19 protein-coding genes and 1 pseudogene are annotated in these 21,435 nt (G+C 72.3%); 9 read left to right on the top strand and 11 right to left on the bottom strand.

The window, feature by feature from the left end:
* Positions 1–22: 22 nt before the first annotated feature.
* From ACIGEZ_RS13095 to ACIGEZ_RS13080, 4 genes are all read left to right on the top strand, one after another.
* Positions 23–1,036, top strand: a complete 1,014-nt coding sequence (locus tag ACIGEZ_RS13095) for a FecCD family ABC transporter permease (protein ID WP_399829773.1) — start codon at positions 23–25, stop codon at positions 1,034–1,036.
* Positions 1,033–2,088, top strand: coding sequence for a FecCD family ABC transporter permease (locus ACIGEZ_RS13090; RefSeq protein ID WP_399829770.1), 1,056 nt, complete (start codon positions 1,033–1,035; stop codon positions 2,086–2,088). The genes ACIGEZ_RS13095 and ACIGEZ_RS13090 overlap by 4 nt, the downstream gene beginning before the upstream one ends.
* Positions 2,085–2,891, top strand: a complete 807-nt coding sequence (locus tag ACIGEZ_RS13085) for an ABC transporter ATP-binding protein (protein ID WP_399829767.1) — start codon at positions 2,085–2,087, stop codon at positions 2,889–2,891. The genes ACIGEZ_RS13090 and ACIGEZ_RS13085 overlap by 4 nt, the downstream gene beginning before the upstream one ends.
* A 62-nt stretch (positions 2,892–2,953) precedes the next feature.
* Positions 2,954–4,399, top strand: a complete 1,446-nt coding sequence (locus tag ACIGEZ_RS13080; protein ID WP_399829764.1) for a hypothetical protein — start codon at positions 2,954–2,956, stop codon at positions 4,397–4,399.
* 4 nt (positions 4,400–4,403) lie between these two features.
* On the opposite strand, the gene ACIGEZ_RS13075 is transcribed toward ACIGEZ_RS13080, so the two are convergent.
* Positions 4,404–5,162, bottom strand: coding sequence for a hypothetical protein (locus ACIGEZ_RS13075; RefSeq protein ID WP_399829761.1), 759 nt, complete (start codon positions 5,160–5,162; stop codon positions 4,404–4,406).
* A 41-nt stretch (positions 5,163–5,203) separates the two neighbouring features.
* On the opposite strand from ACIGEZ_RS13075, the gene ACIGEZ_RS13070 reads away from it, so the two are divergent.
* On the top strand, positions 5,204–7,804 hold the full coding sequence (locus ACIGEZ_RS13070) for a helicase-associated domain-containing protein (RefSeq protein WP_399829758.1): 2,601 nt from the start codon (positions 5,204–5,206) through the stop codon (positions 7,802–7,804).
* Positions 7,805–7,895: 91 nt separating this feature from the next.
* On the opposite strand, the gene ACIGEZ_RS13065 is transcribed toward ACIGEZ_RS13070, so the two are convergent.
* From ACIGEZ_RS13065 to ACIGEZ_RS13055, 3 genes are all read right to left on the bottom strand, one after another.
* Complete coding sequence (locus ACIGEZ_RS13065; protein ID WP_399829755.1) at positions 7,896–8,126, bottom strand: hypothetical protein; 231 nt, start codon at positions 8,124–8,126, stop codon at positions 7,896–7,898.
* Between the two features lie 181 nt (positions 8,127–8,307).
* Positions 8,308–8,505 (bottom strand): hypothetical protein, encoded by a 198-nt coding sequence (locus ACIGEZ_RS13060; protein ID WP_399829752.1) that lies wholly within the window; start codon positions 8,503–8,505, stop codon positions 8,308–8,310.
* Complete coding sequence (locus ACIGEZ_RS13055) at positions 8,505–8,699, bottom strand: hypothetical protein (protein ID WP_399829750.1); 195 nt, start codon at positions 8,697–8,699, stop codon at positions 8,505–8,507. The genes ACIGEZ_RS13060 and ACIGEZ_RS13055 overlap by 1 nt, the downstream gene beginning before the upstream one ends.
* A gap of 118 nt (positions 8,700–8,817) precedes the next feature.
* On the opposite strand from ACIGEZ_RS13055, the gene ACIGEZ_RS13050 reads away from it, so the two are divergent.
* Both ACIGEZ_RS13050 and ACIGEZ_RS13045 read left to right on the top strand, forming a co-directional pair.
* Positions 8,818–9,558: a helix-turn-helix domain-containing protein gene (locus ACIGEZ_RS13050; protein WP_399829747.1), complete on the top strand. Its 741-nt coding sequence runs from the start codon at positions 8,818–8,820 to the stop codon at positions 9,556–9,558.
* Positions 9,559–9,563: 5 nt separating this feature from the next.
* Positions 9,564–10,034 carry an NUDIX domain-containing protein gene (locus ACIGEZ_RS13045; RefSeq protein WP_399829744.1) on the top strand — a complete coding sequence of 157 codons (471 nt, stop codon included), beginning with the start codon at positions 9,564–9,566 and terminating at the stop codon, positions 10,032–10,034.
* A gap of 257 nt (positions 10,035–10,291) precedes the next feature.
* Here ACIGEZ_RS13045 and ACIGEZ_RS13040 read toward each other — a convergent pair whose 3' ends face one another.
* On the bottom strand, positions 10,292–11,386 hold the full coding sequence (locus ACIGEZ_RS13040) for a recombinase family protein (protein WP_399830577.1): 1,095 nt from the start codon (positions 11,384–11,386) through the stop codon (positions 10,292–10,294).
* Between the two features lie 24 nt (positions 11,387–11,410).
* Positions 11,411–11,845 (bottom strand): annotated as a pseudogene (locus ACIGEZ_RS13035) (recombinase family protein); the annotation flags it as partial.
* A gap of 114 nt (positions 11,846–11,959) precedes the next feature.
* On the opposite strand from ACIGEZ_RS13035, the gene ACIGEZ_RS13030 reads away from it, so the two are divergent.
* Positions 11,960–13,597, top strand: coding sequence for a DNA repair helicase XPB (locus ACIGEZ_RS13030; RefSeq protein WP_399829741.1), 1,638 nt, complete (start codon positions 11,960–11,962; stop codon positions 13,595–13,597).
* 9 nt (positions 13,598–13,606) lie between these two features.
* Here the strand turns inward: ACIGEZ_RS13030 and ACIGEZ_RS13025 are convergent, their stop codons facing one another.
* The gene (locus ACIGEZ_RS13025; protein WP_399829739.1) at positions 13,607–13,888 is read right to left on the bottom strand and encodes a hypothetical protein; all 282 of its coding nucleotides are present in this window, start codon (positions 13,886–13,888) and stop codon (positions 13,607–13,609) included.
* A 237-nt stretch (positions 13,889–14,125) separates the two neighbouring features.
* Between ACIGEZ_RS13025 and ACIGEZ_RS13020 the strand changes: the two genes are divergently transcribed.
* Entirely contained in the window at positions 14,126–16,153 is a 2,028-nt protein-coding gene (locus tag ACIGEZ_RS13020; RefSeq protein WP_399829736.1) for a HelD family protein, read from the top strand.
* Positions 16,154–16,245: 92 nt separating this feature from the next.
* On the opposite strand, the gene ACIGEZ_RS13015 is transcribed toward ACIGEZ_RS13020, so the two are convergent.
* From ACIGEZ_RS13015 to ACIGEZ_RS13000, 4 genes are all read right to left on the bottom strand, one after another.
* Positions 16,246–16,662 carry a GNAT family N-acetyltransferase gene (locus tag ACIGEZ_RS13015; protein WP_399829733.1) on the bottom strand — a complete coding sequence of 139 codons (417 nt, stop codon included), beginning with the start codon at positions 16,660–16,662 and terminating at the stop codon, positions 16,246–16,248.
* Between the two features lie 39 nt (positions 16,663–16,701).
* A complete protein-coding gene (locus ACIGEZ_RS13010) occupies positions 16,702–17,583 on the bottom strand; it encodes an aminoglycoside phosphotransferase family protein (protein WP_399829730.1) in 882 nt (293 codons plus the stop codon).
* Between the two features lie 280 nt (positions 17,584–17,863).
* The gene (locus tag ACIGEZ_RS13005; protein WP_399829727.1) at positions 17,864–18,874 is read right to left on the bottom strand and encodes a quinone oxidoreductase family protein; all 1,011 of its coding nucleotides are present in this window, start codon (positions 18,872–18,874) and stop codon (positions 17,864–17,866) included.
* A 181-nt stretch (positions 18,875–19,055) separates the two neighbouring features.
* Entirely contained in the window at positions 19,056–21,326 is a 2,271-nt protein-coding gene (locus ACIGEZ_RS13000) for an MMPL family transporter (protein WP_399829724.1), read from the bottom strand.
* Positions 21,327–21,435 lie beyond the last annotated feature (109 nt).

Below are 21,435 nucleotides of genomic sequence, written 5' to 3'. Positions count from 1 at the left end.
CCATAACCGCCGATGGGTGTCCATGACCGCCACACGTTCCCGACGCGCCTCCCGGCGCGTCGCCGCGACCACGGCGGCGGTCGTCGCCCTGCTGCTCGCGATCCTGCTCAGCCTCGCGGTGGGCGCCCGCGCCATCCCCCCGTCGACCGTGTTCGACGCGCTCCTGCACGGCGCCACGAGCGACGACGCCGAGGTCGTACGGCAGCTCCGGGTGCCCCGCACCCTGATCGGCCTCATGGTCGGCGCGGCGCTCGCGCTCGCCGGGACCGCGCTGCAGGGCATCACCCGCAACCCGATCGCCGACCCCGGCATCCTCGGCGTCAGCCAGGGCGCCTCGGTCGGCGTGGTCCTCGCCATCGCCTTCGCCGGGGTGCACTCGCTGACCGGATACGTGTGGTTCGCCTTCGCCGGCGCGGCCCTCGCCTCCGTCGCCGTGTACGCCATCGCCGCCGGCGGGCGCGGCGGGGCGACGCCGGTGAAGCTGGCGCTCGGCGGGGCCGCGATCAACGCGCTGCTGCTGTCGGTGACCACCGGGATCCTGACGACGAAGGCCTCGGCGCTCGACGAGTTCCGGTTCTGGCAGATCGGCTCGCTGGACGGCCGGGACGCCCACATCGTCGGCCAGATCTGGCCCTTCCTGCTGCTCGGGGCCGTCCTCGTGCTGTCGGTGGCGCGCGGGCTCGACGCGCTCGCGCTCGGCGAGGACGTCGCCAAGGGGCTCGGGCAGCGGGTCGCGACCGTGCGGATCGTCGCGGGCGTCGGCGCGACCGTGCTGACCGGCGCCGGGGTCGCCGCCGCCGGACCCGTCGCCTTCGTCGGCCTCGCCGTTCCGCACATCGCCCGCGCGGTCGTCGGCGGCGACCACCGCTGGGTGCTGCCGATGGCGGCGCTCATCGGGCCGGTGATGCTGCTCGTGTCGGACGTCGCCGGACGGATCCTGTTCCCGCCGGGCGAGGTGCCGGCGGGCGTGATGACGGCGCTGATCGGCGTTCCGTTCCTGGTGACGCTGGTGCGGCGCAAGGCGGTGCCGGCATGAGCACCCTTCAGGTCCGTCCGTACGGCTACGGTCTGGTGCGCGCCGGGCGCGCCTCCTTCCTGGTGCACCGGCGCTCCGCGCTCGTCGCCGGGGGCCTGCTCCTCGTCCTGGCCGCGGTCTGTGTCGCGTACCTCTGCGTCGGGGAGCGGTTCGTCGGCCCCGGCGAGGTGCTGAGGGTGCTCGCCGGTCAGCGCTCGCCCGCCGCGTTCGTCGTGGAGGAGCTGCGGCTGCCGAGGCTCGGGGCCGGGCTGATGGTCGGCGCCGCGTTCGGGATCGCGGGCGCGCTCATCCAGACCGTCGCCCGCAACCCGCTGGCCAGCCCCGACATCATCGGCATCAGCCAGGGCGCGGGCGCCGTGACCGTGTCGGCGATGACCTTCGGGCTCGCCTCGTACACCGTCCTGCCCTACCTCTCGATCGCCGGCGGGGTGCTGGCCGCCGCGCTCGTCTACCTCTTCGCGTGGCGGGGCGGGCTGCACGCCACCCGGTTCGTGCTCATCGGCATCGGCTTCGCCATCGCGCTGCGCTCGGTGACCCATCTGTTCATGACCAAGGGCGACTACCTGGTCGCCCAGCAGGCGCAGATCTGGATGACCGGCTCCCTCAACGGGCGGGGCTGGGAGGAGTCGGCGCCGCTGCGCTGGACGCTGCTCGTGATGCTGCCGGCCGTGCTGTGGGCGGCCCGGGCTCAGCGGACGGTGGCGCTCGACGACGACACGGCGACCGCGCTCGGCGTGCGGCTCGGGCGGGTCCGGCTGGGGCTCGTCGCCGTGGGCGTGGTCCTCGCGTCGGTGGCGACGGGGGTCGCGGGCCCGGTCGACTTCGTGGCGCTGCTCGCCCCGCAGATCGCCCGGCGGACCACCAGGACCGCCCAGATCCCGCTGCTGTGCTCGGCGCTCATGGGCGCCGTCATCGTGGTCCTCGCCGACCTGCTGGGCAGGCGGCTGTTCGCGCCCACCGAACTGCCGGTGGGCGTCCTGACGGCGGCGGTCGGCGCCCCGTACCTGATCTGGCTGATCGTTCGCAGCCGCACCGGAGGAGGCAGGTCGTGAGCAGGCTGACGGCACGGGAGCTGACGCTCGCGTACGAGGAGCGGACGGTCGTCCACGAACTGGACCTCGCGATCCCCGACGGCAAGGTCACCGTCATCGTCGGCCCCAACGCGTGCGGCAAGTCGACGACGCTGCGGGCCCTGGGGCGGCTGCTGAAGCCCAAGGGCGGGGCCGTCCTGCTCGACGGCGAGGAGCTGGCGAGGATCCCGACCAAGCGGATCGCCCAGTCCATCGGCCTGCTCCCGCAGACCCCGGTCGCACCGGAGGCCATCACCGTCGCGGACCTGGTGGCGCGGGGGCGGCAGCCGCACCAGGCGTGGTGGAAGCAGTGGTCGGAGGACGACGAGCGGGCGGTCGTGGACGCGATGGAGCGCACGGACGTCAGCGCCCTGTCCCACCGCTCGGTGGACGAGTTGTCCGGCGGGCAGCGCCAGCGGGTCTGGATCGCGATGGCCCTCGCCCAGGAGACCGACCTGCTGCTGCTCGACGAGCCGACGACGTACCTGGACATCGCGCACCAGGTCGAGGTCCTGGACCTGGTCCGCCGCCTCAACCACGTCCGCGGCCGCACCGTGGTCGTGGTCCTCCACGACCTGAACCAGGCGGCCCGGTACGCCGACCACCTGGTCGCGATGAAGGAGGGCCGCGTGGTGGCGGAGGGCGCGCCGGGTGACGTCGTCACGGCGGAGCTCGTACGCGAGGTCTTCGGCCTGGACTCGGTCGTCGTCCCGGACCCGGTGACGGGTTCGCCGCTGGTGGTACCGGGGGCGCCGTGGGCGGTGGGGGTGACCGTTCCGGGGTAGCGGAGCACTCCAATGGCGCCCCACCGCCTGCGCGGGGCTCCTCCCGGCCGGAGTCTGGGGCCATGGAACGCCGGACCAAGGTCACGGTGCATCCGCCCGACGACCGTGGCCTGCGCGAGGTGCGCGTCGGCCGCGAGACGGTGGGAAGCGCCTGGTCTCTGCGAGAACTGCGGGGCATCCTGCGCCGTCACGGCCACCCGGAGGACCTGGACCCGGACGACCGCTCCGCCGTGTCCTGGCTCGGCGGCGGCAGCGACACCTGGCCGGACCGTACGTGGCACAGGCGCGCGACCATCGGGCTGATGGCGGCCGGTCTGGTGGGCGGCTGGGCCCTGCTGACCGCCATCGGCATCCCGGACGCCTTCGAGGCGCTGACGTTCGCAGGGCGGATCACGGGGTTCGTGTTCCTGCTCGGGGGCGTGGCCGAGGCCGCGGCGGCCGTGGCGGTCTTCGACTACTGGGGCAAGCGGGGACTGAAGATCTCCGGGGCGATCGTCTCCGTGGGTGTCCTCATCGCGCTGACGGTGACGACCATGCTGGTCTTCCTGTGGTTCCAGGAGATGGAGTACACGGACTACACACGGGCCTTCTTCCCGCTCTTCGTCTGGTCCTTGTGGGCGCTGTACGTGGTCATCCGGGCGAAGGCGTGGCGGGGCACCCCGCACCCGACGAAGATCGCGGCCGGTGTGACGGCGACCGCGCTCCTGGCCGCGGTGAACATCGCCTATTCGGCCGTGTACCAGCCGACGGCGGCGCCGGCGAACCTTGCCCTGACCGTGAGGTTCGGAGTCCCCCGGGCAGATCTCGAACGCCCGGTCGTCCAGCTCCCCGTGACGCTGCACCTGAGGAACAGCGGGTCCGTTCCGGTGTACGTCCTCGGCGACAACTGGTCGGTCTTCGGCCGCTCGGGAAAGTACGTCGAGAAGAGCGACGGGCTGAGGGACCTCCGCCCCGCGCTGGAGGCGTCCAGGGAGCACGACGCGTCCCGGATGGCGGGGTCCTTCACGTGGGACACCCTCGCTGCGGGCCCTTTCACGGGTCCCGGCACCTGGTTCGACCCGGGCGAGGAGTACACCGAGGAGAAAGTGGTCCAGATATCCAAGGGCGCGAAATACGACGTGGTGGACGCCGACCTGGACGTCATGGTCATGAGAAAGGACCGGGGGAAGATCGACCTGGACGCGTTCGGCATCGAACAGTACTCGTGGGACGAGGAATCGGTGGTGCACTGCCTCCCGAAGGACTGCGGCGAGAATCTCCTCTACCACGCACAAGTGCGCTACAACAACAACCTGGTCAACGTCACGCGGAAGCCGCGCTACGTGACCTCATGGTGGGGTCTGAATCCCACCGGCTCCGGCTGGGACGCGTCCATCTCCACGTTCAAGGGCAAGGGCCTCATCAACGACGAGGAGACCCAGAGGGAGTACCGCAGGTTCGACCTGTTCACGGTCGAGGCCCACACCGCGGTCCCGTTCGCCGCCATCGTGAGTTCACCCCGTCCCTGAGCCGTCAGCCCCGGCGCGAGCGCCACAGCAGGAAGAGACCGGACGCGATCGCCGCCGCCCGCAGGGTCCACGGCCAGGTCTCCGAGACCGCCGCACCCATCGCCTCGCCGCCCGGGGGTACCGGGGCCCCCCAGCGGCCCTCGACGCGTCCCCACAGCCAGACGACCGCGACCGTGGCCGACGCGCCCGGGATGACGAGGACGGCGGCGCGGCGGGCGCGGGAGGCGTAGGCGAGGAGCCAGCCGGCGGCCAGGGCGACCAGGGAGCCGAGGGCGGCGCCCGCGAGGAGGAGGACGGCGGAGGCGACGAGGAGAGGGCTGCCCAGACGGAGGGTGACGCGCCGGCGCGGCCTCGCCTCCGGTTCCCCGTCCGGAGCCTCGGCCTCGGACGAGGGCCCGTCCGACGCCTCGCCCGGCGCCCGGTCATCCTCTTCCGGGTCCTCCTCCGGCCGCGGGGGCTTCAGCAGGTCCGGGATCTCCACGCCCCCGACGAAGCCGGGCACCTCCGGCCCGTCCGTGCGCCACCAGTCGGGCTCGCGCGGTGCCGGGACCGGGGCGACGCGGTCGACGACCTCGTCCGGGGTGCCCAGGTCGCCGAGGATGCCCGCCACCCGCTCGCCCTTCACCGACCGGCGGCGTTCGATCTCGTCGCGCAGGCCCGAGACGAGTTCACGGCGCTCGGCGGCCGGCACCTGGCGCTGCTGCGCCAGATCGCCGATCCGGCTCAGATAGTCGAAGACCAACTGGTCGTTCTCGATCCCCACGGCACGACGTTAGCGCCTGCGCAGGGGCTAACGTGGTCCGGATGGGGATCGGTGAGCTCGACCGGGAGGCGCACGTGCCCGAAGGAACAGGCGTCGGCACGGCGCCGCGCACTCTCGCGGAGGCGCTGCGCGCCGGTGGCGACGAGGGCCTCGCCGCGCTGCTCAGGGCCCGGCCGGATCTGCTCTCCCCGGTGCCGAACGACCTGACGCAGCTGGCCACCCGGGCCGGCACCCGCGGTTCGGTGGTGCGCGCCCTGGAGCGGCTCGACCGGTTCGCGCTCCAGACGGCCGAGGCGCTGGCGGTGGCGCCGGACCCCGCCCCGTATCCCGTGCTCCTCCGGCTGCTCACCGGCGATGGCGGGGAGACCCCGGGCGCGGGGCACACCGACGCGCCCGCGATCGAAGCCGCCCTCCCCCGCGCCGTCGCCGTCCTGCGCGAGCAGGCGCTCGTCTGGGGTGACGACGAGCGGCTCCGGCTCGTACGGACCGCGCGGGAGCTGCTCGCGCCGTCGGCGCAGCACCCGTCCCCCACCGGGCTCGGGCCGACGGTCGCGGAGGCGACGGCCGGGATGTCGCCAGGCAGGCTCCAGGAGATCATCGCGGCGGCCGGGCTGCCCGCGACGCACGACCCGGTGTCGGCGGTCGCCTCGCTGACGGAGCTGTTCACCGACCGTACGAGGATGGCGGAGCTGCTCGACACGGCGCCCACCGAGGCGCTCACCGTGCTCGACCGGCTCGTGTGGGGCCCGCCGTACGGGGAGGTGACGGCTAATCCGACGCCGCCCGTGCAGTGGCTGCGCGACCGGGGACTGCTGCTGCCGGTGTCGACGCGGACGGTGGTGCTGCCGCGCGAGGCGGCGCTGCACCTGCGGGGCGGGCGGGCGCACCGGTCGCCGGAGCCGGTGCCGCCGGTGGTGGTGACGGCCCGCGAGTACCGTCCACAGGTGGTGGACAACGCGGCGGCCGGCCAGGCGTACACCGCCCTCGCGACCGTCGAGGAGCTGCTCAAGTCCTGGGACCAGGGCGGGCCGCAGGTGCTGCGGGCCGGCGGCCTGTCCGTACGCGACCTCAAGCGCACCGCGGCGACCCTCGACGTGCCCGAGCAGACCGCCGCGTTCTGGCTCGAACTCTGCCTCGGGGCGGGGCTGCTCGCCTCGGACGGCGAGGCGGACGAGCGGTACGCGCCGACGCCCGGCTACGACGACTGGCTCGACCTGCCGCCCGCCGAACGCTGGGCCCGGCTCGTCGCCCCCTGGCTCACCGCCACCCGCACCGCGGGCGTGGTCGGCAGCCAGGACGCCAAGGGCCGCGTCCTCGCCGCGCTCGGCCCCGGGCTCGACCGCGGCCCGGCCCCTGAGGTGCGCCACCGGGTCCTCGTCCTCCAGGCGACCCTGCCGCCGGGCGCTGCCGCGGACCCGGAGTCGGTGCTCGCCCGGCTGAGATGGGACCGGCCGCTGCGGGGCGGCGGTTCGGGCGGCCCGGGCGGCCCGGCCGCCCCCGGCGGCGACGGCGGTCCTGGAGACCTCCGGTCCCGGATCGCCGCCTGGACCCTGGAGGAGGCCGAACTCCTCGGCGTCACCGGGCGCGGCGCCCTCTCCTCGCCCGCCCGCGCGCTGCTCAACCTGCCGCTCGCCGAGGCGGCCCCCGACGACGACGCGGCACAGGCGCCGCAGCACCGGCACGACTGCGAGCCGTCCGTCGCCGCCTCGCGCGCCGCGACCCTGCTCGCGCCGCTGCTGCCCGAGGCCGTCGACCACGTGCTGCTCCAGGCCGACCTGACGGCCGTCGCCCCCGGGCCGCTGCGCCGCCCGCTCGCCGACCTGCTCTCCGTACTGGCCGACGTCGAGTCGAAGGGCGGCGCCACCGTCTACCGCTTCACGCCCGGCTCCGTGCGCCGCGCCCTCGACGCCGGCCGCAGCGCGTCCGACCTGCACGACTTCCTGGCGGCGCACTCGCGCACGCCGGTGCCGCAGCCGCTCGCGTACCTCATCGACGACGTGGCGCGCCGGCACGGCCACCTGCGGGTCGGCGCCGCCTCCGCATACGTGCGCTGCGACGACGACGCCATGCTGGGCGAGATCCTGGCCGACCGGCGCTCCGCGTCCCTGCGGCTGCGGCGGCTCGCGCCGACCGTGCTCGCCGCGCAGGCGGACCCGGCGTCGCTGCTCGAAGGGCTGCGGGCGATGGGGTACGCGCCGGCCGCGGAGTCCGCCGAGGGCGACGTCCTGATCACCCGCGCCGACGCGTACCGCACCCCGCCCCGTACCGCCCCGGCCCCTGTCCCCGACGGCCCGCCCGCCCCGGACGCGACGCTGCTCGCGGCCGCGGTACGGGCGATCCGGGCGGGCGACCGGGCCTCGACGGTGGTCCGCAAGGAGCCCGCCACCGCGCTCGCGGCCGGCGAACTCCCCCGCACCTCGCCGGCCGAGACCCTGGCCACCGTCCAGGCCGCCGCCATGACCGGCACGGCCGTGTGGATCGGCTACGTCAACGCGGAGGGCGCCGCCAGCCAGCGGGTCATCGCGCCGGTCCGGGTCGAGGGCGGCTTCGTGACGGGCTACGACCACACGGCCGACGAGGTCCGTACGTATCCGCTGCACCGCATCACCGGGGTCGCGGAACTGGCGGACGAGGAGGCGTAGGACCTCCCCGGGCGCGCGGGTCCACGAGCCGACCGGGGTCGGGCTCCGGACATCGGCCGACCTCGGGCAGGCCGGACGCCGGGACGCGCGGTCAGGCTCTGGTCATGCCCCGCAGCCGGTCCGGGGTGACCTCGGTCAGGCCGGCCAGGACGGTGCGGCCGGGTGCCGGTTCGATGGCTGCGAGGGACGGGACGGCGCAGCCGGCCGCCTCCGCCGAGCCGACGCCGGTGGGGGTGTCGCGGGCGAGGGCGGCGAGCAGGTCGAGCGCGCCGCCTGCGGCCGGGCTCCCGACCGCCTGCGAGGGCCCCCGATCGCCCGGCATCAGGCAGACTGGATGTTTGGCCGCGTTCGGCCGCGTGGAAGGGAAGCACGAGACGTGAACGGTCCACTCATCGTCCAAGCGATCAGGTCGGATGCACATCCCCAGCACGCCGGGCCGGACGGCGGAAAGCCCCACCCGCTGTCTTGCTCACCGTCGCCGGACGGGGCCGCCCGGTGGGGCGTTACACCCGCTGTACGCCGCTGGGCGGGACCAGCCACTCCCGGCCGCCACCCTCGGGGCGCAAGAACGCCGTGGGGCGCTTGCGGCGCGCTCCGGGCGACTCGGCGGGGTCTTCGTAGTCGGGGATCAGGTCGCGCAGGATGCCGACTCGGCCGACGTCATCCCTGACAGGCTTTCCGATGTCCGCTCGGGTGACCATCAGTGCCCCTCGGGGTGGCGCCGCATGTAGACGTTGCAGTCGGTCACGGTCGTCCAGTCGCCCGCGACGCGAGCACGGTCCCGCACGGCAGCCAACTCGACGCAGCCCGCGCACCCGTCGGCAGGGTCCGGCTCCCGCTCCAGGTTCAGCGGCAGCTCGATCGGCGGGGTGCTGTATCGCGTGGGCTCACTCATGGCGCGATCGTCGCGCTGGTAACCAGGACGGAGGAACCTCGTACGTTTCCCACTTCGGGACGTCCCCTGGCCTGTAGAACGTCCCTGGGAACGTCCGGAAGCCGAGGGGGCCGCAAGCATGCCGAACGAGCGACTTCGAGCCGTCATGGAGGCAGGCGGCTGGACACACGCGGCCCTCGCCGAGGTCACGGGCGTCGACCCCAAGTCCGTGGAACGGTGGGTCAATCTCGGGCGCACTCCACGCCGGACAACTGCACTGGCGGCGGCGGAAGCACTCGGAGAAGACGTGCATGCCCTGTGGCCGGCACTCCGGCAGGCGCGCGCCGCTCGCGCGGTCAGCCCCGAACTGGTCGCCCTGTACGGACAGCGGGCAGATCTTCCCGTGTCCGTCTTCGTGGACCTCCTCTCCCATGCTCGGCAGCGAATCGACGTGCTGGTGTACGCGGCCGTCTTCCTTCACGAGGCGTACCCCCGACTCAGCGACCTCCTGCGCGAACGGGCCGACGAAGGCTGCGCGATCCGCATCGCGGTGGGTGACGCCGACGACCCCAACGTCCAGCAGCGCGGACGGGAAGAGAAGTTCGGCCATGGCATCGAATCCCGCTGTCGTCTCGCCCTCCTGCATTACCGGCCCCTCGCGGGCGTGCCGGGAATCGAGCTGCGCACCCACGGAACGACCCTCTACAACAGCCTGTACCGCGCGGACGACCAGATGCTGGTCAACGGACACGTGTGGGGCGTCAACGCCTACGGTGCGCCCGTGTGGCACCTGCGACGCCACGACGACGGGGGCATGTTCGACACCTACGCGGGGAGCTTCGACGCCGTGTGGGAAACGGCCCACTCCGTGGAAGGCTGAGCGCCGTGGCCCGAACCGAGTACTACGACGATCCGAACGCCCCCCGGCCGAACAGTCTGGTCGTGGCAGCCTCCGCCGTCGTGACCGACGGGGACGGACGCGTACTTCTCCAGCGTCGCCGGGACAACGACTTGTGGGCGCTGCCGGGCGGAGCCATGGACATGGAGGATTCCCTGCCCGGCACGGCCGTGCGAGAGGTAAAGGAGGAGACTGGTCTGGACGTCGAGATCACGGGACTCGTCGGCACGTACACCGACCCCCGTCATGTCATCGCGTACAGCGACGGAGAGGTACGCCGACAGTTCAACGTCTGCTTCACCGCCCGGGTCGTCGGTGGTGCGCTGACCATCTCCGAGGAGAGCACTGAACTCCGCTTCGTGGCGTCAGAAGAACTCGATTCGCTTCCGATGCACCACACGCAACGGCTGCGAATCCGGCACTTCCTGGAGCACCGCGCCGCCCCGTACTTGGGGTAGGGCCACGAACCGCCAGAACAGGAGAAATCCTCACGCTTGGCCAGGTCACCACCCCGTTTCGACCTGCCATCTCAGCGACAGAGACCCATGACGATGTCGTCGAAGTCAGGGAGCTCCGCTGCGGCTTGTTCGATCACGGTGGCTGCTGGTTGGCGCTGGTCGGGCGCGAACCGCTCTGCAAGGGCCATCAGCTCGTCGTTGGGGCGTGGAGTCCAGTCCGGCTCGGAGAACCATCATTCCGTCATCGCTCGGCGAGCTCAGAACAGCTCAAGCGTCTGAACCGCAGAACGCTGTAGGACCACTTCGACGTCCTTGCCGTCAGCGTCCGCGCGGCGGATCTCGCCGTCCTCGCCGAAGTGGACCGCGAGGCGGGACGTGTCGAGCTTGGGGCCGCCCTTGCGGGACATGCCGACCTCGACGTACGCACCTGCGTTCAGCAACAGATCGCGCTTGCCCGCCGTATCCGCGTCCTTCCAGAGCTGTGCGTGAGTCCGGCCGGTCGGGACCGCTTCCACGCCCGCAGGCTTCGCGGTGCGCTGCTTCTCGTTCAACGACGCCAAGCGCTCCTCCAGCTTGGCGTACTGAGCCGCGTACCTCGCGGCGCCCTCCTCGCCCTTGAACAGCCCACGGTCGTACCGGTCCTTCTCAAGGTCCTCCAGCGCTTCCCTGGCCTGCCGGATCTGCGGGCGGAAGTCCTCGCCCGCGTGCTCCACCATGCGCACCACGGGGAGCGCACCGAACTTCTCCAGGAACAGCGCCGTGACGTGCTGCTCCATACCCTCGCCCGCAATGCTCACGCCGTAACAGGTCAGCTCCGTGCCTGCCTGCCGGGCCTTCAACCGGCCGATGCACCGATAGCGGATGCGGCCCTTGGCGACGTACGTGTACATGCGGTTGTGGCACACCGCGCAGTAGACGATCCCCCGCAGCAGCGCTGTTCCTTCGCGGCGTCGGTCTCCCGGATTGGCTCGCCGGCTCAGCTCGTCCTGCAAGGCCTGCCAGGTGTCCATGTCCAGGATCGGCGTGCGGTTGACCAGCGGCAGGCCGTCCGTCATCAGGATCGGCTTGCCGTCCTCGATCACCTGCCCCAGCAACTGGGGGTTCCCCAGAAGGCTCCGCAGTGTGGAGGGGTACCAGCGCTTGGAGTCGCTGCGCTTGCCCGTGGTATGCCGCGAGGAGTGGCCGGGCGAGGGTTTGTCGGACTCCGTGAGGTCCACTGCGATCTTGAGCAGCGAATCCTTGTTGAGGACCCGTTCCACGATCTCGTGGATCGTCTTCGCTTCCTCGGGGTTGACCTCCAGGACCTTCCCCGCACCGTCGGGGTTGGGGGCTACCCGGTATCCGTACGGCACCCTGCCGCCCGTATAGCGGCCCTCCCGCCGCAGGTGCTCGTGGGCGCTGGAGACGCGCATGCCGATCGTGTCGGACTCCAGTTCCGCGAAGACCGCGATCACCTTCGCCATCGCGCGGCCCATGGACGACGTGAGGTCCAGGGGTTCGCTGGCGGACGCCAGAGCCACGCTCTCCGCCTGAGTGATCTTCATGATCTCCGCGAAGTCCACCGTGGAGCGGGCCAAGCGGTCGATCTTGAAGAACACGATCACGTCGAACTCGGAGAGGCGGAACAGGACACGTTGCAGTCCCGGACGGTCCAGACCCCGCGACTAACCCGAGACGTCGATGTCCTCTTCCACGGCCATGACCTGCCACCCACGGGCCGCGCACAGTGCCTCACAGGCCGCGCGCTGGCGCTCGGGCGAGGTAGAGTTTTCTGTTTCCCGCGAAAGGCGGACATAGATGGCCGCGCGCATTCCCGACGCGTTGGCCGGGACGCCCTTCGGGCGACGGGCACGGGGCAAGGCCCTTGCCGTGGCAGGCGCAGATGTGGTGTCTGTCACAACGCGATCCTATCCCTGGAGGTATGTGTGTCCTGCCTGATCGTCCAGAGCGACAAGACGCTCCTGCTGGAGGTCGACCACGAGCAGGCCGAGGCCTGCCGGCGGGCCATCGCGCCGTTCGCGGAGCTGGAGCGGGCGCCCGAGCACATCCACACGTACCGGGTGACGCCGCTCGGGCTGTGGAACGCCCGGGCCGCGGGGCACGACGCCGAGCAGGTCGTGGACGCGCTGGTGGAGTTCTCCCGCTACCCGGTGCCGCACGCGCTGCTCGTGGACGTCGCCGAGACCATGGCGCGGTACGGGCGGCTCACGCTGTCCAAGCACCCCACGCACGGGCTGGTGCTGACCACCACCGACCGGCCGGTCCTGGAGGAGATCCTCCGGTCGAAGAAGGTGCAGCCGCTGGTCGGCGACCGGATCGACCAGGACACCGTGGCCGTGCACCCCTCCGAGCGGGGGCAGATCAAGCAGACCCTGCTCAAGCTGGGCTGGCCCGCGGAGGACCTGGCCGGGTACGTGGACGGCGAGGCCCACCGGATCGACCTCGCCGAGGACGGCTGGGCGCTGCGGCCGTACCAGCAGCAGGCCGTCGAGGGCTTCTGGCACGGCGGCTCTGGTGTCGTCGTACTGCCCTGTGGAGCGGGGAAGACCCTGGTCGGGGCGGGCGCGATGGCCAAGGCCAAGGCGACCACGCTGATCCTGGTGACCAACACCGTCTCGGCCCGGCAGTGGAAGCACGAGCTGGTCAAGCGGACCTCGCTGACCGAGGACGAGATCGGCGAGTACAGCGGGACCAGGAAGGAGATCCGGCCGGTCACCATCGCCACGTACCAGGTGCTGACGACGCGGCGGAAGGGGATCTACCCCCACCTGGAGCTCTTCGACTCCCGCGACTGGGGCCTGATCGTCTACGACGAGGTGCACCTGCTGCCGGCCCCGGTCTTCAAGTTCACGGCCGACCTGCAGGCGCGGCGGCGGCTGGGGCTGACGGCGACGCTGGTCCGGGAGGACGGGCGGGAGTCGGACGTCTTCTCGCTGATCGGGCCGAAGCGGTTCGACGCGCCCTGGAAGGAGATCGAGGCGCAGGGCTACATCGCGCCCGCCGACTGCGTCGAGGTCCGGGTCGACCTCACCGACTCCGAGCGGCTCGCGTACGCGACGGCCGAGCCGGAGGAGAAGTACCGCTTCTGCGCGACGACGGCGACGAAGCGGAAGGTGACCGAGGCCCTGGTGAAGAAGTTCGCCGGGCAGCAGACCCTGGTCATCGGGCAGTACATCGACCAGCTGGACGAGCTCGGCGAGCACCTCGACGCGCCCGTGATCAAGGGCGAGACGTCGAACGCCCAGCGCGAGAAGCTGTTCGACGCGTTCCGTAACGGCGAGATCAGCGTGCTCGTCGTGTCGAAGGTCGCGAACTTCTCCATCGACCTGCCCGAGGCGACGGTCGCCATCCAGGTGTCCGGCACCTTCGGCTCCCGCCAGGAGGAGGCCCAGCGCCTCGGCCGCGTCCTGCGCCCGAAGGCCGACGGCCACCAGGCGCACTTCTACTCGGTCGTCGCCCGCGACACCATCGACCAGGACTTCGCGGCCCACCGCCAGCGCTTCCTGGCCGAGCAGGGCTACGCCTACCGGATCGTGGACGCGAGCGAGCTGCTCGCGCCGTAGCGGGCCACGTCACCGGTCTCGCTGCTGCCGGAGGGCTGGATCCCGGACGACCGACGGCCGGCCTCGCACCCCCGCCTCCGGCGGGGGTGTCGCGCCGAGCAGGACGACACCGACGGTCGCGGCGCCGAAGGCGCGTATCGCGCGCAGGGTGGAGGCCAGGGGGCGGGGGAGAGTGGTGCTCACCGGGGTGCGGCCCTTGGCCGCCGGGGTGCGGCCGGTGGTCGCCGGGGTGCGGCCCTTGGCCGCCGGGGTGCGGCCGGTGGTCGCCGGGGTGAAGGTCGTCGCGGTCATGTCTCCATGATGCGAATCGGACATTCCGAACACATCGGTCTGGGGGGTGAACCCGGGTCCGTCGTGAGTCGGACCCCGCCCCCTACGGGGCGGAGGGGAAGAAAACCGTTCGCCCCCCGGCCGACGACCGCTGTACACTCGCCAGCTTCCCCGCCTCCCGCTCGTGGAGCGCCGCCGTCCGGTCGGAAACCGGCGGCCACCTTGACGTGTCCGCGTACCCGACCCGGAGGCTTCACCGTGTCCGCAACGTCCGCAACCGATCCGCTCGCGCGGGAGCGCGCCCATCTCGCGTCCTCCCGCGCCGCCCTGCGCGCGATGCGCGAGGACGTGGAGTCGCTCGACATCAAGGACGTCACCGCCAACTGGGTCAACTCGATCGTCCTCACCCGGCAGATCGAGGACCGCATCAAGGCGCTCGCCGACCTCGCCGGCACGCCGCTGTTCTTCGGCCGGCTCGACTACCTGCACACCACGCAGGAGGGCCAGCGCTTCTACATCGGCCGGCGGCACGTGCACGACGCCCACGGCGACCCGATGGTGATCGACTGGCGTGCGCCGGTCTCGCAGCCGTTCTACCGCGCGTCGAAGAAGGACCCGCAGGACGTCGGCCTCCGGCGACGCTTCGGGTACACGGGCGGCGACCTCACCGCGTACGAGGACGAGCACCTCTCCGACCCGCAGGAGCTGGAGCGGACCAGCCGGCTGCTCCAGGCGGAGATCGAGCGGCCGCGCGTGGGCCCCATGCGGGACATCGTCGCGACCATCCAGCCCGAGCAGGACGAGATCGTCCGCTCCGACCTGTCCGGCACGGTGTGCGTGCAGGGCGGGCCCGGCACCGGAAAGACGGCCGTCGGCCTGCACCGTGTCGCGTACCTGCTGTACGCCCACCGGGAGCGGCTGGCCCGCACCGGCACGCTCGTCATCGGACCGAACCGTTCCTTCCTGCACTACATCGAGCAGGTGCTGCCCGCGCTCGGCGAGCTGGAGGTCCAGCAGGCGACCGTCGACGACCTGGTCGGCCATGTCGAGGTGCGGGGCGCGGACGAGGCGGCGACCGCCGTCGTCAAGGGCGACGCCCGGATGGCGGAGGTGCTGCGGCGGGCGGTGTGGTCGCACGTGACGCTGCCGGCGGAGCCGCTGATGGTGGTGCGCGGCTCGCGGCGCTGGCGGGTTCCCGCGCACGAACTGGAGGAGATCGTCCGGGAGTTGCAGGCCCGCGACATCCGGTACGGGGCGGCCCGCGAGGCCCTGCCGCAGCGCATCGCGCACGCGGTGCTGGTGCGGATGGAGCAGGCGGGCGAGGCGCCCGACGACCGGGTGCAGAACGCGGTCGCCCGCAACGCGGCGGTGAAGGCGGTCGTGAAGGAGTGCTGGCCGGCGGTGGAGCCCGCCAAGCTGGTGCTGCGCCTGCTGGGCGACGCCGACTTCCTGGCCGAGCACGCGGCCGGGATCCTCGACGAGGAGGAGCAGAAGCTGCTGCTGTGGGCGAAGCCGGCCCGCAGCGTGAAGTCGGCCAGGTGGTCGGCGGCGGACGCGGTCCTGATCGACGAGGCGTGGGACCTGGTGGAGCGCACCCACTCGCTCGGCCACGTGGTCCTGGACGAGGCGCAGGACCTCTCCCCCATGCAGTACCGCGCGGTCGGCCGCCGCTGCACCACCGGCTCGGCCACGATCCTCGGCGACCTCGCGCAGGGCACCACCCCGTGGGCCACCGAGAGCTGGGCGCAGGCCCTCGCGCACCTGGGCAAGCCGGCGGCGCACGTGGAGGAGCTGACGGCCGGTTTCCGCGTACCGCGCGAGGTCATCGCGTACGCCTCCCGGCTGCTGCCCCACATGTCGCCGGGCCTGACACCGGTCGCGTCGGTCCGGGAGAACCCGGGCTCGCTGACGATCCGGGCCTCCGGGGACCTGGACGCCGACGTGGTCGCGGCGTGCGTGGAGTCGCTGACCCACGAGGGCTCGATCGGCCTCATCGCCGCCGACGCCCGCATCGCGCCGCTCGCCGAGGCCCTGGAGGCGGCGGGGCTCGCGTACCTCTCCCCCGGCGAGGAGACCACGGCCGAGTCCCGCCTGACCCTGGTCCCGGCCTCGCTGGCGAAGGGCCTGGAGTACGACTACGTGGTCCTGGACGAGCCGGCGGCCGTGGTGGACGGCGAACCGGACGAGCGCACGGGCCTGCGCCGGCTGTACGTGGCGCTGACGCGTGCGGTGTCAGGCCTGACGGTGGTACACACCGCGGGCCTGCCGGACCAGTTGAGCGACTGAACCGGTGAACCGGGGCGCGTCCGGGGCGGGCGCGCCCGGCCGGAGGTCGGGCCGCCGCCGGTCCCTGCGGGCAGCGGCTCCGTCGCGTCGGTCTACGGCTGGTCGAACGTCCAGGTGAGCACCACCTGGCCCGCTTCCGGGACGCCGCCGGCGCGGCGGTACGTCGCCAGTGCCGCCGCGTTGTCCTCGTCCGTGATCGTCCACACGCCGTAGCAGCCCCGCTCGCGCGACAGGTCCGCAAGCGCCGACACCAGAGCCCGGCCCACGCCGTGCCCGCGGAACGACTCGTCCACGCCCAACTCGTACAGGAACATCTCGGTCCCCTTGTCCGGATGTGTCATCTCGACACCCGTGACCATCCCCGCCGGGACGTCGTCGACGTAGGCGATCAGAAGGTGATGGCACTCGTCTGCCAGAAACCGTTCGGTCGCCTGCTGCCCCGGGGTGGTGTCGAAGAGGTGACCGGCGGCGTGGACGGCCTCGGCCTGAGTGACGCGACGGATCTCCATGCGGGGATCCTGACAGGTCCCGGTACCGGGGGCCAGAGTTCAGTCCCGCCCCGCGTACTCCGGCAGGGCCTGCGACCACGCCCGGTGGGCCACGTCGGCCAGGACCCGGTTCTTCCCCCGATAGAAGTGCTCCGTCACGACGCCCCAGCACAGGGCCCAGCCCCGGCCCCGCGCCCAGGTGGCGTCGTCGACCTCGGCGGCCTCGCGGAAGAGGGGGCGGGTCTCGGGGGTGAGCAGGGTCCAGGCGGCCATCATGTCGCAGGCGGGGTCGCCGGTGCCGAGACCGCCGAAGTCGATGACGGCACTGAGCCGACCGCCGCGGGTGAGCAGGTTTCCGGGCAGGAGGTCCCCGTGAACCCAGACGGGCTCACCGCCCCACTGCGGCAGCCGCAGCACCGACTCCCAGGCCGCCAGGACGACATCGGCATCGAGCACCCCGTCCGCCCCGAGGTCCCGCGCGGCCCCCACCATGGCCCCCTCCTCCCAAGCGGTGACCGGCCCACCCCGGAAGGAGACGGGCCCACCGTCGGCGTCGAGCGCCCGCAGGGCGACCCCGAACCGCCCCAACTCGACGGCGGCGTGCGCGAGATCGGCGACGGGCGCGCGGTACGCGTCCGCCCCGTCCAGCCACGCGTACACCGACCAGACCTGCCCGAACCCCTCCCCCGGCACCCCCTTCCCGACCGGCACCGGCACGTCGAGCGGCAGCCCCGGCGCGAGGAACGGCAGCCACCGCTGCTCCTTCTCGACCTGCCCCGCCGCCCACTCCGCCTTCGGTATCCGCACAACCAGCCGGTCCCCGAGCCGGAACATCTCGTTGTCGGTTCCTGCGGAGTCCACCCGCCGCACGGGCAGGCCGGCCCACTGCGGAAACTGTGCGGCGATCAGCCGGCGCACGAGCGAGGCGTCGATGGTCTGCATGCGCCGGAGGCTAACCCTGCCCACCCAGCCACCGCCACGCACTTTGCGGCGCGGGGGCTGGGTGGGCGGGCCCTGGGTGTTCTGTCCCAGGAGGTTGTGGACGGGTGAGCCAGGTCTCGGCTGAGGGCTCTTGAAGGGGTGTGACCCGGATACGCCGGAAACCCGCCAGAACTTGATCTTGTCCTGCTGAGTGCCTGACGCTGTCGGGGATCTCGGCGATGACGGTCGGCCATGCCCTCGACATCTCGGTCTCCAAGTTCCCCGACCTCGTCACCCGCGATCAGCTCTGCGTCTCCTCGCGGCGTCCCATAGCGGCCGCATCGGGTATGACGAGCAGCTTGCCGGTGGTACGCCGAGCCTCCAGATCGCTGTGGGCCTGGGCGGCCTCGGACAGTGCGTAGCGGCCCGTCACGTTGACCTCAAGCGCCTTGGAGCGCACCCACTCGAACACGTCGGCGGCCCGTCGGAGCAGTTCGGACCGATCGGCGATGAAGTCCCCGAGGCTGGGCCGGATCAGGGACAGCGAACCGCCGTGGGCGAGCCGAATCGGATCAAACGGCGGCACGGCACCACTTGCCGCGCCGAAGAGCACGAGATGGCCGCGGGTTCGCAGGCTGGCGAGGCTCGCGTCGAAGGTGTGCGCGCCGACGCCGTCGAAGACAACCGGCAGTCCCTGACCGCCGTTGAGCCGCCTCACCTCGGCTGCGAGATCGTCGACCGCGGAGGAAAGGATCACCTCAGCGGCCCCGGCACGCTTCGCCAGCTCGGCCTTCGCCGTGGTCGACGTCGTGCCGATCACCCTGCCGCCGAGATGGGTGATGAGCTGGGTCAGAAGCAGCCCCATGCCACCGGCAGCCGCATGCACGAGCACCGTGTCGCCCCCCTGGACCGGGTAGGCGTCCTTGACGAGATAGTGCGCGGTCATGCCTTGGAGGAGTACGGCGGCGGCCGTCTCGGAGTCGATATCGTCGGGCAGCGGCACCAGCCGGGAGGAGTCCACGACGGCCCGCTCGGCATACGTGCCGGGAATCTCCACCCAACCGACCCGGTCCCCGACCGCGACGTCAGCGACGCCGGGTCCAACTTCGACGACCGTGCCGGCGCCCTCGGTGCCCGGGGTGAAGGGCAGCGGGAGGCTGTACCGGCCTTCGCGGTGGTAGACGTCGAGGAAGTTGACCCCGGATGCGGCGACCTCCACGACCGCCTCGCCCGGACCCGGCCGCGGCTGGTCCACCTCGGCCTCCTGCAGCACCTCGGGACCGCCCACTTCGTACACCTGAATCGCTCGCATGACCCTCCAATGATCGGCTCGTCCCCCCACCAACCCCGTTGATGGCGATCCGATTCCCGGCAAGCAGACCAGCCCGCCGCCGGGATCAAGGACCTCACGAGGACCACCCGGTGATCACGACTCGACATGCCCCCAGGTGACGCGCTGAGGTGCCGGACGCCAAGGGCGGGCAGGAGTTGAGTCAACGGTCAACCAGCCGTGGACGCGGGGCTTCACCCGTGGATTCCGCGTCGGTGTCGTCGGTGCCGACCGGGCCGCGGGGAAGCATCCGGTCCAGCCACTTCGGCAGCCACCAGTTGGTCCGGCCGAGGAGTGTCATGGTCGCCGGTACCAGCACCATGCGTACGACCGTGGCGTCGATGAGGATCGCGGTGGCCAGGCCGAGCCCGAACATCTTGGTGGAGGGGTCCTCGGCGACGGAGAAGGACAGGAAGACCGCCACCATGATGAGGGCGGCCGAGGTGATGATCCGGGCGGTGCGCGAGACGCCCTCCACGATCGCCGTGCCGTTGTCGCCGGTGCGCAGGTACTCCTCGCGTACGCGGGAGAGGAGGAACACCTCGTAGTCCATCGACAGGCCGAACAGGATGGCGAAGAGGAACATCGGGATGAACGACACGATCGGAACCGTCGCTTCCAGCCCGATGAGTGCGCCTCCCCAGCCCCACTGGAAGACCGCGACCATGACGCCGTAGGCCGCGCCGATGCTCAGCAGGTTCAGCAGTACCGCCTTGAGCGGTACGAGTACCGAGCGGAAGACCAGCATCAGCAGCAGGAACGACATCGCCAGCACGGCGGCGACGAACACCGGCAGGCGTTGGCTGGTGCGTCGGCCCACATCGGACAGGCTCGCGGCGGCGCCGCCGACGTGTGCCCTGGCCGGGCCGTGCCCGATCGCCGTGGGCAGCACGTCGGTGCGCAGCCGGGCGATGGTGTCGGCCGTGGCCTTGTCCTGAGGGCTGGTGGTCGGGAACACCACGAGGGTCGCGATGCCGGTGGCCGGATCGATGTGCGTCGGCGCGACGGATGCGATGCCCGGATCCGCCGCGACCGCCCCGACGAGTCGGTCCAGCACTCCCGGATCACCGGTGGGGTCCGCGGCGATGACGAGGGGACCGTTGGTGCCCGGGCCGAACCCCTCGGCGACGAGGTCGTAGGCCCGGCGTTCGGTACGGCTCTGCGGCTGTGAGCCGTCGTCGGGCAGGCCGACGCGCAGGCCGAGCACGGGCAGCGTCGCGGTCAGCAGCAGCCCCGCCGCGCCGACCGCGTAGGGCACCGGGTGCCGGCCGACGTGCCCGATCCAGCGACGCCACCCGGCGGCGCGGGCGGCGCCTGCCGCCGGGTCCCGCCGCCGTGCGAGTCGGCCCGGCTTCCTGGTCTGCAGAGCCCGGCCGATCCGGCCGGCCCGGGCCAGGCGCGGGCCCGCCGCGCCGAGGAAGGCCGGCAGCAGCGTCACCGACGCGAGCACCATCGTCAGGACGACGATCGAGACGGCAACCCCGCCCACCGTCATGAACGGCACGTTCGCGACCGCCAGGCCGAGGATCGACACGACGACGGTGCCGCCGGCGAAGACCACCGGCCGACCCGCCGTTGCCACCGCTCGTCCGGCCGCCGCCTGCGGATCGAGCCCGCGCGCGAGGTACTCCCGGTGCCTGGCGAGCACGAACAGCGCGTAGTCGATGCCCACTCCGAGCCCGACCATGCTGCCCAGGACCGGTGCGAAGGTGGGGACCTCTGTCACCCCCGCCAGTACCGTCATCGTGGCGACTCCGATGGTCAGCCCGAAGACCGCCATGCCGATCGGCAGCGCGGCGGCGACGAGCGAACCGAACGCCAGGAACAGGATCGCGGCCGCGGCGAGGAGGCCGATCAGCTCGCTCGCGCCGCCGTCGGGGTCGGAGAAGGCGTAGAAGAGGTTCCCGCCCATCTCGATACGCAGGGGCAGCTCGGCGCGCAGCCGGTCGCCGAGATCGACGAGGGCGTCGAGGTCTTCGGCCGACAGCCGGCTCTGGTCGGGGTACTGCACCCGGACGACCGCGATCCGCCCGTCGGCCGAAACGAGGCCGCCGCGCACGGCGGTGTCCCCGCCCGTGTCGAGTGCCCCCGCCGGGTCGCTCGTGCCGAGCACGTGCGGCAGCCGCTTCACTTCGGTCTGCAGCCGCGTGAGAGCGGTGCCCGCGCTGCCGTGGTCGAAGAACGTCGCACCGTCTTCGAGGGGGGTGACGACCACTTGGGCGGTCATCCCCTCCTCGCCGGTACCTGCCCGCTCGATCAGTTCCGCGGCCCGTCGGGAGTCCAGTCCCGGAGCGGTCATCGAGTCCGCGGTACGCCCGCCGAAGGCGACGGCGGCGAGGACGGCGAGCGTGGCGGCGATCAGCCATGCCGCGATCACCCGCCAGGGATGGCGGGCGGCGCTTGCGCCCAGGCGCAACAGGGCTTTCGAGAGCATCGGGTCCTCCAACCACCTCGTCGGCCGTCCTTGTACGGCCGCCGATACCGAGGCTCGTCGCCGCGGCGCTCCGCGGCATCGGCCCGCGGGCCGCGGATCCGTCGGCCCC

The organism is Streptomyces sp. NPDC085481, from assembly GCF_044541845.1.
In the GTDB taxonomy this organism is placed as follows: domain Bacteria; phylum Actinomycetota; class Actinomycetes; order Streptomycetales; family Streptomycetaceae; genus Streptomyces.
This window is presented reverse-complemented; position numbering and strand designations above follow the sequence as displayed.